This window comes from Vasconcelosia minhoensis LEGE 07310, assembly GCF_015207255.1.
Taxonomy (GTDB): Bacteria; Cyanobacteriota; Cyanobacteriia; order Phormidesmidales; family Phormidesmidaceae; genus Vasconcelosia; species Vasconcelosia minhoensis.
Window position 1 is genome coordinate 62,266 of record NZ_JADEXG010000021.1, and the last position, 11,243, is coordinate 73,508.

10 protein-coding genes and 1 pseudogene are annotated in these 11,243 nt (G+C 57.6%); 4 read left to right on the forward strand and 7 right to left on the reverse strand.

Features of this window, described 5'->3' with window-relative positions:
* Positions 1 to 99: 99 nt before the first annotated feature.
* From atzD to IQ241_RS10875, 3 genes are read right to left on the reverse strand one after another with little or no spacing between them, the layout of a single operon-like run.
* Positions 100 to 1,152, reverse strand: coding sequence for a cyanuric acid amidohydrolase (atzD, locus tag IQ241_RS10865; protein ID WP_193906924.1), 1,053 nt, complete (start codon positions 1,150 to 1,152; stop codon positions 100 to 102).
* Between the two features lie 6 nt (positions 1,153 to 1,158).
* Positions 1,159 to 1,956 carry an ABC transporter permease gene (locus IQ241_RS10870; RefSeq protein WP_193906926.1) on the reverse strand — a complete coding sequence of 266 codons (798 nt, stop codon included), beginning with the start codon at positions 1,954 to 1,956 and terminating at the stop codon, positions 1,159 to 1,161.
* 4 nt (positions 1,957 to 1,960) lie between these two features.
* The gene (locus IQ241_RS10875) at positions 1,961 to 2,782 is read right to left on the reverse strand and encodes an ABC transporter ATP-binding protein (protein WP_193906928.1); all 822 of its coding nucleotides are present in this window, start codon (positions 2,780 to 2,782) and stop codon (positions 1,961 to 1,963) included.
* 130 nt (positions 2,783 to 2,912) lie between these two features.
* Here IQ241_RS10875 and IQ241_RS10880 point away from each other — a divergent pair, with 130 nt between their 5' ends.
* On the forward strand, positions 2,913 to 3,881 hold the full coding sequence (locus tag IQ241_RS10880) for an acetamidase/formamidase family protein (protein ID WP_193906930.1): 969 nt from the start codon (positions 2,913 to 2,915) through the stop codon (positions 3,879 to 3,881).
* 14 nt (positions 3,882 to 3,895) lie between these two features.
* Here IQ241_RS10880 and rnc read toward each other — a convergent pair whose 3' ends face one another.
* Both rnc and IQ241_RS10890 read right to left on the reverse strand, forming a co-directional pair.
* Positions 3,896 to 4,585 carry a ribonuclease III gene (gene rnc, locus IQ241_RS10885; RefSeq protein ID WP_193906932.1) on the reverse strand — a complete coding sequence of 230 codons (690 nt, stop codon included), beginning with the start codon at positions 4,583 to 4,585 and terminating at the stop codon, positions 3,896 to 3,898.
* A 152-nt stretch (positions 4,586 to 4,737) separates the two neighbouring features.
* Positions 4,738 to 6,381 (reverse strand): RecQ family ATP-dependent DNA helicase, encoded by a 1,644-nt coding sequence (locus IQ241_RS10890; RefSeq protein WP_193906934.1) that lies wholly within the window; start codon positions 6,379 to 6,381, stop codon positions 4,738 to 4,740.
* A 136-nt stretch (positions 6,382 to 6,517) separates the two neighbouring features.
* On the opposite strand from IQ241_RS10890, the gene IQ241_RS10895 reads away from it, so the two are divergent.
* Positions 6,518 to 7,768 carry a virulence factor gene (locus IQ241_RS10895; protein WP_228021582.1) on the forward strand — a complete coding sequence of 417 codons (1,251 nt, stop codon included), beginning with the start codon at positions 6,518 to 6,520 and terminating at the stop codon, positions 7,766 to 7,768.
* Positions 7,769 to 8,098: 330 nt separating this feature from the next.
* Here the strand turns inward: IQ241_RS10895 and thiL are convergent, their stop codons facing one another.
* Positions 8,099 to 9,091, reverse strand: coding sequence for a thiamine-phosphate kinase (gene thiL / locus IQ241_RS10900; RefSeq protein WP_193906937.1), 993 nt, complete (start codon positions 9,089 to 9,091; stop codon positions 8,099 to 8,101).
* A gap of 9 nt (positions 9,092 to 9,100) precedes the next feature.
* Positions 9,101 to 10,249, reverse strand: a complete 1,149-nt coding sequence (locus IQ241_RS10905; RefSeq protein ID WP_193906939.1) for a peptidylprolyl isomerase — start codon at positions 10,247 to 10,249, stop codon at positions 9,101 to 9,103.
* A gap of 168 nt (positions 10,250 to 10,417) precedes the next feature.
* Here IQ241_RS10905 and efp point away from each other — a divergent pair, with 168 nt between their 5' ends.
* Positions 10,418 to 10,981: an elongation factor P gene (gene efp / locus IQ241_RS10910; RefSeq protein ID WP_193906941.1), complete on the forward strand. Its 564-nt coding sequence runs from the start codon at positions 10,418 to 10,420 to the stop codon at positions 10,979 to 10,981.
* A 62-nt stretch (positions 10,982 to 11,043) separates the two neighbouring features.
* A pseudogene (locus IQ241_RS25505) lies at positions 11,044 to 11,243 on the forward strand (acetyl-CoA carboxylase biotin carboxyl carrier protein); the annotation flags it as partial.

Sequence of the window (11,243 nt, forward strand, 5' to 3'; positions counted from 1 at the left end):
TAAATTATTCTTTTCAGAACGTTAAACCCAGCGCCAAAAACCCAGCGTCAATGGGCACCCGTTTGCACGCTAGCGATTGATGGTATCAGGCTGACTGTCTCAGCGGACTGGAGCACTGCTCAGGCGAGAGATCACCGCAACTGGTCCGCCGCCGGGGGGTCCCTGATGTTCGCTGCCGCCGGAAACGTAGACCATCGGATCTTGAATCACCGCTGCGACGACGGCTCCGACAACGGCCCGGGACATGCGGGTATGGCTGATATCGGAGTCATCGAGCATAGTGTGCCGTCGGTTTAGCACAGCGCCGCTGGGGTCGGCTTCGACTTTGGCAAAGATATTGACGACCTGACTGGGGGGCTGGCCGGTATCTGCGATCGCGCTTCTAACGGCTTCAATATCGAGGGCATGCTGCATCACAGCATGGCCAACGATCAAATCGCCAGTCGCATGGGCGGCATTGCCCAGCACAAAGATTTCGCAGTTCTGCAATTCCACCCCGGCGGAAGCCGAAGCGGTTTTAGAATAAAGGTTGAAATTTTGGCAGATGGCCTCGGGCTGAAGCTGCTCCGGCTGGATCTCTCCTAGGGCGATCGCGGCCCCTAGCGCAGCCGCCCCCCGGGAGTCGGCCATAGACTGATAGCTGCTGCGGCCCGATTCTGCCTGGTTCGACTGCACTAGCGGACATTTAATCTGCACAAAATGGACATTCTCCGGCGTCAGCCTGGCATCGTCGAGGGCCGCCTGCACTGCCTGGGCAACGGTTTTGACCATCGCTAGCGAGCCAATTTCATCGGGCGCAAAGGGGCGAGTGCGGCTGATGCCCATGACCAGTCCCCAGTGGGGTGACTCTTCGAGTGAGCCAGCCTGGCGAGTGAATACGTTCAGGTGAGGGCTGAGCACACCTTCCGTACCGCCTGACATGATATAGACAATTTGTTTAGCCGCCGCAGCCCCTATTTTCTCGCCCAGATAGGCTTTTAGCGTTTGGGTGGCAAATCCTCGGGTGAAGTCGTTGACGCAGCCGTTGCCTTCGGTTTTACCCAAGATGGCGATAATCTGGGTCGGGTCGAGGGTGCCGGACTGAATCAGGTGATCGAGACCAGAGAGGTCATCGGGGCTGGCCTGGGGAATCTTATGGAGGTCAATCCGCATGGCAGTCTAAATCCAATGAACGAAGCGCTTCTCCAGCACCATAAAAAAGCTGTACAGAATCACTCCCATCACCGCCAGGGCGAGCAGGGCCAGAAATGCCAACGGCACGTTGAAGTTGGAGCTGGCCGAGAGGATGACATAGCCGATGCCGCCGTTAGAGGCGACGGTTTCAGCAATCACCGAGCCGATAAAAGCTTGGGAAATCGCCACCTTGAGGGAAGCAAACAGGTAGGGCATGGTGTGGGGCAGACCGACTTTCTGAAATACCTCAAACCGACTGGCGCCTAGCGATACCAGTACATCCTGCATCTCTGTTTCGACCGTCGCTAGACCAATGGCTACGTTCACCGCAATCGGGAAGAAGGCCAGCAAAAACGCCGTAATCACCGCTGGGACTGCCCCAATCCCAAACCAGATCGACAGCAGCGGTACCAGGGCCACTTTGGGAATGGTATTGAACCCGATCAGCAGCGGATAGATGGTCAGATTCGCCAGTTTTGAATAGCCGATCATGAACCCCAGCAGCACGCCTAAAGCCAGGGCGGCTAGGAATCCTAGCAGGGTTGTGACCAGCGTCGTCCAGGCATTCTTGGCGACCGCCCCTCCCCATTGGGGAATCTCTGCCAGGATGGCCGAAGGCGCCGGCAGAATAAACTCTGGGATGGAAAACAGCCGCACCGCCAGCTCCCAGCCGATGAACAACAACAGGGTTGTGATCAGCGGCAAAATATAGGTGCCATGCTTGGAATTCAGCAGATTGCCGAAGCGGTCCTGGGGCGTATTGAGCTCTTCCGTTAAAACCATAGGGCTATTTGCGCTGAATATGCTGCCGCAGCTCCGTATACATCTGGTGAAAGTCTTCGGTGAAGCACATATCTAGCGTCCGGGGGCGGGGCAGATCGACTTTGAGGGTATAGACCATCTGGCTGGGCCGAGGTCCCATCACATAGACGGTGTCCGACAGGAAAATGGCTTCGCGCAAATTGTGCGTGACTAGCACGCTGGTGCACTGCGATCGCGCCCAAAGCCGCTGCAAGAGCTCCCACATTTCTTCCCGGGTAAAGGCATCTAGCGCCGCGAAGGGTTCGTCGAGCAGCAGCAGCTCAGGCTGGTGAATCAGCGCCCGGCAGAGCGAAGCCCGCTGCTTCATGCCGCCTGAGAGCTGTCTGGGATAGTGATGCTGAAAGTCTTCCAGGCCAACGGTGGCGAGCAGGTCCTGGGCCATGGTTTCATAGCGCGATCGCTGATTTTTCAGCTGTCGCCTGTGGGTCGGCACCACTTCCAGGGGCAGCAGTACGTTTTGCAGCGTCGTCCGCCAGGGCAGGAGGACGGGATTCTGAAAGGCGATGCCAACGCTGCTGAGGGGTTTCGTAATCGGCTCGCCACGAAAGCAAACCTGACCCTTCCCCACCGGATTCAGCCCCGATATCATCCGCAGCAGCGAGGTTTTGCCGCAGCCGCTCGGTCCCACGATGGAAACAAATTCAGCTTCCCCCACGCTGAGAGAAATATGCTCGATTACCGGCATCGGACGGCCCGACATCCGGTACTGCAAGCCGACATCGCGAAATTCCAGCACGGCAGCCGTCTCGACCTGGGGTGAGGTCGCAAGGGAGAGTTGTTCAGTCATCGCCGCTTTCCGGTAGTCGCCATCAATCCGCGCTGTGAATCATATATGATATTTTCAGTTGAGAGGCCCGAACGGACTGTAGTTGTGGATACACAATGCGTTCAGGCATCGCTGTGGTTCTGATCTTTTTGTGACCGATCATCATCTCAAAGCCACCTGTGAAACCGTTCATTTTGGCGGGTTTTCTGCGCAGATTCCGCCTGCTTTGACGGTTCGCTCAGGCGATCGCGTTACGGTAGAGACCTTCTCCGGCCTGCCGGTCTATCAGCAGGCCCCGCCAGCGTTTTTGCCCCCCGCATTTCTAGAGATTTGCGAGAATCTGGCCCCGGAACGCCGGGTGGCAGCCGGTCCCCATCTGCTGACCGGCCCAATTTACGTGACGGGGGCGGAACCTGGTGAGGTGCTCGAAATTCGCCTGGAAACCGTGCGGCCGCTGCTGCCGGTGGGTTTTACGCTGACCAGTCCGGGTAAGGGAGGTTTACCGGATCGTTTTGACCAGGAAAAACTCGAATTTATTCCGATCGATTTGGCGGCTGGCAGGATTGAGTTTCCAACCGGTAGCGGTATTAAGCTGCCGCTAAAGCCCTTTTTTGGCACCTTGGGGGTGGCGACGGCGGCGCGTGATCGCAATTCCATCCCCCCCGGCGACTACGGCGGCAATATCGACAATCGACTGCTCCAGCCGCCCTGTCGGCTGTTTCTGCCGGTGTTTCTCCCCGGCGCGCGCTTTTCCATCGGCGATGGCCACAGCCTGCAAGGGGATGGGGAAGTCTGCCTGACTGCTCTGGAAACGTCTATGGAGGGCACCTTTGAGCTGCTGAGGCGAGCGGACCTGGGCCACCTGCCCCTACCTTTAGCAGAGACCGCTGACGCCTGGATCACGATGGGATTTGCCGAGACGCTGGACGCTGCCTTCGAGTCGGCTCTGACCCGGATGGTCGATTTCCTCGAAAAAGTGCTGAGTCTGAACCCTGAAGATGCCTATATGCTGTGCAGTCTGGGGGTCCATTTCCACATTACCCAAGCCGTCAACGCTCCGATGAAGGGAGTTCATGGTATTCTCCCCAAGGAAATTTTGCCCGGTTCAATTCAGCTCTAAGGCGATTAGCTCTTTTAGGGGCAAAGCCCGCCGCGCCGCTTAATTTGAGTCAGGGCGTCAATGGCCGCGTTCGTTGCGGCCTCTCTCTTACTGCGACCTCTGCCCTCGCCATAGCGGGTTTCGCCTATTTTGACTTGAGAAGTAAATTCAGGTTGGTGATCGGTTCCGCCTGTTTGCTCAGTGTCATATACCGGTAAAGCCGTCGCGTCCTCAGCTTGAATGAGCTCTTGAAGTTCGTTCTTGGGGGCTACATGGGAGCGCGCTGCCACAACATTCTCCGGCACAGCGCCAAACAGCGCTTCGACCAGCGGTCGAATCGCTTCAATATCGCGATTCTTATCGAGATAGTAAGCGCCAACAACGGCCTCAAAGGTGCTGCTGAGCAGCTTTGAATTGTGAACCCCGCCTGCTTTGAGAACCCCCTGTCCCAAGCGCATTTGGGATCCCAGTCCGACTTCAGTCGCAAACCGCGCCAGCTGCTTTTCATCCACCAGGGCCGACCGCCGCCGGGTCATTTCACCCTCATCTCTTTCAGGAGAAAGGCGATACAAGTACTCGGCACTCATAAACGTAAGAATGGCATCACCCAGATACTCCAGCCGTTCGTTATGTCCGGTTGCATCCGGGTTTTCATGGTTGTAAGACCGATGGGTCAGGGCACGCTGAAGCAGTTTCTCGTCGTTGAATATCAAAAGCGGGTGCATCTTTATCCTCGTATTGCTGTCACTAACGCTCAATGTCTATTGGCAGAAGACGCTATCGCCTTGACTGATTATTGCCTGCATTTTATGTCGGTCTCATTTCCCAATGAGCAATAACATTAAAGCAGAACACCATAGCGGAATCGAGCAATAACCTATAAACACGTAACCGAATCTGCAATCATCTGGGTGACGAAGGTTTTGTAGCCGACTGTCTCGAATAGGACGCAGACTTTGTCTTCTTCGTAGCGGAGCACCTGGCCTTTGCCAAAGTTGGTGTGGATGATAGTGCTGGAGATCGGGAAAGGTTGAAAGCTATCTTCAGCAGCGGATCCCAAAGATTCTCGCGCTTCGCAGCGATCGCACTTGCCGCAGGGGGGTTCAAACGGTTCGCCAAAGTAGCTCAGAATGTAGGCCCGTCGGCAGGACTGGGTTTCGGCATAGCCGCTGACCATCTTCAGCCGCGACTGATCGAACTTTTGGCGGCGTTCCTGCTGGGTCATGGCCTGGTCAACGGCACTTTCCACATCGGTCGCGATCGCGCTAATCTCTCCTCCCGGTCCTCGCTCGATCAGGCCAGCTGCCTCCAGATTTTCTAGCGCAGTCGCCAGCTTAGCCTGAGAGAGATCGCCATGTTCTAACAGCTGTTCTTCAGGCAGCGCGTCAGGTGCCGCTTCGATCAGCTGGGCCAGGTCGGACAGCGTTTCTTCATCGACGCTGCCCCCGCCAGCAAAAAAGCGCTGGCGCTTCATATCATCGGGGCGATAGAACAGCTTGATGTCCGCAGGTTCACCATCCCGCCCGGCGCGGCCAATCTCCTGATAGTAGGCATCGACAGAACCGGGAATGTGATAGTGGTAGACGAAGCGCACATTGGGCTTGTCAATCCCCATGCCAAAGGCATTCGTGGCCACAATCACGTCAATCTGATCGGCCATAAACCGATCTTGAATCTGATCGCGCTCTGCCGTAGCGAGTCCGGCATGGTAGGCCGCTGCGTGGATGTCTTGAGCAATCAGCAATTCTGAAAGCGCTTCTGCGGCTTTTCGCGTCGCCACATAGACAATGCCGGGCAGCGTTGCTTGGCTAATTGCATCGAGCAGCGCCTTGGTTTTAGCCGCCTCTTCATGAAAAGAGTAGGCGCTGAGATATAGGTTAGGCCGATCAAAGCCGTGAACAATCTCAGCCGGGTCGCGCATCTCCAGCCGTTCTAAAATCTCCTGACGGACCAGGGGCGAAGCGGTCGCCGTCAGGGCCAGTACCACCGGATGCCCCAGCGAATCAATCACGCCGCCCAGCTGCAAATAGTCAGGCCGAAAGTCGTGTCCCCATTCGCTGACGCAGTGCGCCTCATCGACGACGAACAGTGAGGGACGGATAGTTTCTAAGCGCGATCGCGTTTCCTGATTGCTAAACTGCTCCGGCGCGAGAAAGATAAACTCTAGTTCTTCACGCTCCAATCGGTCAAATACGGCCTCACGCTCGGTTTTACTCAGGTTGGAATTGAGCACGGCGGCTTTGACGGTGTCTTGAGCCGCGATCGCGTCTACCTGATCCTGCTGTAGGGCAATCAGGGGCGAAATCACCACCGTCATCCCTGGCAGCCGCAGGGCCGCAATTTGGTAGATGGCCGACTTGCCTGAACCGGTGGGCATGACGGCCAGGGTGTCCTGTCCAGCCAAGACCGACTCCAGCACCTTGAGCTGGGCCGGTCGCAGGCTGTCGTAGCCAAACACCTGCTGGGCAATCTGCTCTAGCACAGCAGTCGGCGTTTCGTTAGAAGGGGAACTAGAGTTCATGGGTAGCCGATCTGCTGCGCTGAAGCGCAGCGCTTCTGAAGAATAATTTAATTGTCGAAAACCTGCACAGCCATAACGTCCTTCCCTGGAGAGAATTTTTGTTACAGTAAGCGGGAAGTCCCCCGGGTTACTGGTAATGTCGAATGAATCTGACCGTATCTCTGCGTCTCGCATGGGGATATTGCAGCTGGTCTCGATTGAAACAACTCCCAGCCCAAACTGCATCAAGCTCAATCTGAACGGAACGATTAGCCCTAAGTCTGTAACGGTACAACAGGGAAACAGCTCCGCAGATACGCCTGCGTTTGCCCAGCAACTGTTGGCTATTGAAGCTGTTCAGTCTGTCTTTTTAGTGAACGACTTCATCACCCTGACCCGCCAGGGAAGCGCAGACTGGCGGCCGATTTTAGCTCAGGCTGCTGATATTCTTGGGATCGCAGATAAAGCCGATGCCGAACTGCTAAACCAACTCTCTCAGCCGCCAAAACAGTCTGACAACGCTAGCTCAGCTGCCTCCCAATCTGCCTCAAGTTTGGGCAAAGTTGAGGTTGCTATTCAGATGTTTCGCGGCATTCCGGTGCAGGTGCGGGCACTAGCAGCAGATGGACAGCAGGCTCGGGTAGCCCTGCCCGAGCGGTTTAGCCAGACTTTGCAGCGGGCTATTCAAGCGACTGCCGCCGACTATGTGGCCGAGCGATACTGGGAACCGTATCAGGCCTCGGCAGGTGATCCCGAGCGGGTTGCTCAACAGGTTGCCGATGAGATCGTCAGCCTGATCGACGCAGAGGAGCTAGCGCGGATTGAAGCGGAGGCGATAGCTGGCCAGTCGGCAGCGGAGTCTACTCATGACGCCGCGCGGCAGCAGGCGCTTTTGGCTGATTTAAGCCAGGCTGACTGGAAGCAGCGGCTAAAGGCACTTCAGCAGATAGAGGCGACGCCTGCGGCTCTACCCGCGATCGCGGCTGCCCTGAATGACGAAAAAAGCACCATTCGCCGCTGGGCCGCAGCTTTACTAGGGGCCAGCGCCAGACCTGAAGCCGTTGAGCCGCTGTGTCAGACCGTCCTCACCGACCCTGCGGCTATGGTTCGCCGAACGGCTGGGGATGCGCTCAGCGATCTGGGTGACTCCAGAGCCAGGACAACTTTAGAGCAGGCGCTTCAAGATCCTTCTAAGCTCGTGCGCTGGCGAGCGGCTCGGTTTTTGAATGAAATGGGCGATGAAACTGCGATTGAGCCGCTGTGCCAGGCGGTGAAAGGAGAAACTGAGTTCGATGTTCGAGTGGAGATGAGGGCCGCTCTGGAACGGATTCAGGGCGGTGGCAAAACCCAGGCTCCCATGTGGATGCGCTTGACTGAGGACCTAAGTAGGTCGGCAAAATTAAGTTAAGTACGTGAACCTAATTAAACTCCTGATGTCCAGCATTGCCCTCATCCCCCAACCCCTTCTCCCCGAGGAGAAGGGGTGCCGGACTCAAAGCCCCTCGCCCTCCGGGAGAGGGGTTTGGGGTGAGGGCGAGGACAAAGTTACAGCAGGTCTTACAAATCATTGGGCTAACCTACTTAGCGCAGGACTAACGACCTGTTAGCTTTGGGCTGTGATTCTCCACGAGCCTGACCCTGATTGCCTTTATTGTGACTGTAACGCGGTCTCTTTAGCCTAATTAGAGGGTTAGCATTCAATCGTGCTGTAGGGCACGTTGTGTCACTATCGATAAGGCTAGAAATGCTGAAAGCCTTTTGAGTCGAGTGGCTGGCCGTGGCTGTCGGCTTCGGTCTCGACCAGAAGAATGTCAGTTACTGAAGTCACGCTGCCGACGATCGCGGCTTCACCCCCGAGCCTTTTCACAAAGGCCTGGGCCGCTCCGGGCGGTAGACACAGCACCAGCTCAAAATCTTCGCCGCCCTGGAGGGTCCAGTCCAGGGCGAGTTCGGGGCCGACACAGTCTGATAGATGGGGCGGAATGGGTAGGCGCGATCGCATGATCTGAGCCCCCACCCCGCTGCGGCGGCAAATCTGCATCACCGCATTCGCTAGCCCGTCGCTGCTGTCCATCCCGGCAATCGGCCAGGTTAAATCCATCTGCTGGAGAAGATCAACCGCGTCAAATCGGGGCCGGGGGCGCTGATGCGTCGCAATCCAAGCCTGCCGCACCGGGTCGGAAACGCCGTCAGCAGCAATTTCCTCCAGCAGCAGCGCTAGCCCCGCCCGCGCAGCGCCATGCCATCCCGTCACGACAATTGCCTGACCCGGCTGAGCGACATGGCGGTAGATCACCCGCTGCGGGTCAACCTGGCCGAGCGCTGTAATCGAGACCGTTTTTTGGTCAGCCCGGCAGACATCACCGCCGTAAATCGCGCCGCCATACTGCTCCAGGCAGTCCTGCATGCCCTGGTAGAGGTCGGCTACCCAGTCCCAGGGCGTCTCCGGCGGCAGCGCCAGGCCGACCGTAATCCCCAGCGGGGCTGCCCCCATCGCCGCCAGGTCAGACAGATTGGCTGCCGCCGAGCGCCAGCCGACCGACCGGGGAGGCGTGGTGCGATCGCTAAAATGCACGTCCTCCACCAGCACATCGGTCGTCACCACCAGGGAACGCCCCGGCGACAGCTGCATCAGGACGGCATCATCGCCCAGCGCTCCTACGGCACAGTAGGGTTTGAGCCGCTCAATCAGGCCGATTTCGCCCAGGCTGGCAACGGTCGGGGAGGGCACGCTGACGACCTAAGCCGACTGCGGCGGGACAAAGTTTTCCATCCCCGAAACCACCTTGGCTGACTCAATGCGGTCGCCCTGGCCGAGCTTACCCAGCACCTCATCGCCTTCAACCGCATAGCCAAAGACGGCATAGCGACCGTCCAGTAGGTTCAGCCCGGCGGGCGTTAGCGCAGCGTCAAACAGGAAGAAAAAGAACTGAGAAGAAGCCCCATTTTTATCGCTCTCCGGACGGGCCATGGCGACCGTGCCGTAGGCCTGAAAAGGCAGTACCGGCGAATCCATAAAGCGACCAATTTCTTCTAGGGTGACGCCATAGAGCGGGGCGTCATCGCCTTCCACTAGGATTTCTAGCGGAATCGCCCGATACTCATCGGTTTTCGGGTCGATAAAGCCCTCTGCCGGGCCTTCAGGGTCGCCCGTCTGGAGGACATAGAAATCTTCGGCGCGAATGAAGGGGAGGCCATCGTAGAAGCCGCGATTGACCAGATCGATAAAGTTGCCCGCCGTCACCGGGGCGCTATAGCCATCGACGACAACCGTAATCGGGCCGCCCTGGCTGGTCATAAACTCGACTGCGGCGCGGCCCTTCAGCTGCGGCAGGTCGCTGTACTCCTGAGGGACCGCAAAGGGATATTCGGTCACCATCAGCTCTTCGATCTGGGTGACCTGCTTGAGCAGATCGGCCCGGGCTTGCCAGACGCCTTCCCTATCCTGATTACCAGCCGCTTCCCGCAGCGGCTCTAGGCCAGCGGCCAGGCTGTCTAGCAGCGCAGCGGCCCGACCCTGACGGTCGGTGGGGACTGCGGCCAGGATGCGATCGCGATCGCGGCTGAGCACCCGTTCAACCTTGGTGACGTCTTTTTTAATCGGCCCCCAGCGCTTACTGCGCAGCCATTCCGATAGCCCCTCCAGGTCGCCCTGAATCTTCCGAATTTCATCGTTGTCGATCGGCAGCGCATAGCGCAGCAGTGCCCCGCCGTCGGTAATGGCATTGCCCGGCGGCAGATAGCTAATCAGCGGTGCCGGACTCAGCCCGCCCAGAGATATGTTCGGGGCCAGGGTCGCCGCTGAAGCCGGGGGGAGGAACCCAATCCAGCTCACGATTAGGAAAAGCAGGCTGAGGCAGAAAGTTTTGAAGCGTCGAAGGCGAATCATGGTTGAACTCAGAGCAGCTATGACGATCTTGCCATAGTGTGGTTCGTCTCCTAAACCGATGTCGGCTAATCTAGGCCGAATCCGTCTATAGAGAGATAGCAGACGTTAGCAGGGTTCCCTGAGAGCGGTACAATAAGGCCGACCGTTCTGCAAAAATGGCCAGGCACCATGATTTCTAGCAACGATTTTCGCACCGGCACCAGCATCGAACTGGATGGGTCTGTATGGCGCGTTGTCGAATTTTTGCACGTCAAACCCGGCAAGGGTTCGGCCTTCGTCCGCACCAAGCTGAAGAACGTGCAGACGGGTAGCGTCGTCGAGCGCACCTTTCGGGCCGGTGAATCGCTGCCCCAGGCCGTTCTGGAAAAAAGCACGATGCAGCACACCTATCGGGAGGCCGATCAGTATGTCTTTATGGATATGGAGACCTATGAAGAACGGCGGCTGACCGAAGACCAGATTGGCGACCGGGTTAAGTATTTGAAAGAAGAAATGGAGGTCAGCGTCCTGCGCTGGCAGAATCAGGTCCTGGAGGTGGAGCTTCCCAACTCAGTGGTGCTAGAGGTGACTCAGACCGACCCCGGCGTCAAGGGGGATACCGCAACCGGCGGTACGAAGCCCGCCATCGTCGAAACCGGCGCGCAGGTGATGGTGCCGCTGTTCATTTCGACCGGTGAACGGATTAAAATTGATACCCGCAATGATAGCTACCTGGGCCGCGAGTCGTCTTAGACCAGGCATCTGGTCGGGCCGACTGGGGCAGCTAGGGCATTTACTATGGACTTATCAATACCGTGGATTTGAATTTTAACGAACTCCGTGAACTCGTCGCTGCACTCAGTCAGACCGATGTGGCTGAGCTGACGCTTAAAAGTGCTGAGTTTGAGCTCACCCTGCGCAAGTCCTCCGCGGTCGGCACCGCCAGCTTGCCGCCGGTCGCTGCTGCTCCTGCGCCCCCCTCCCAGCCGGTCGCTGCTCCGGCAGATATTCCCCC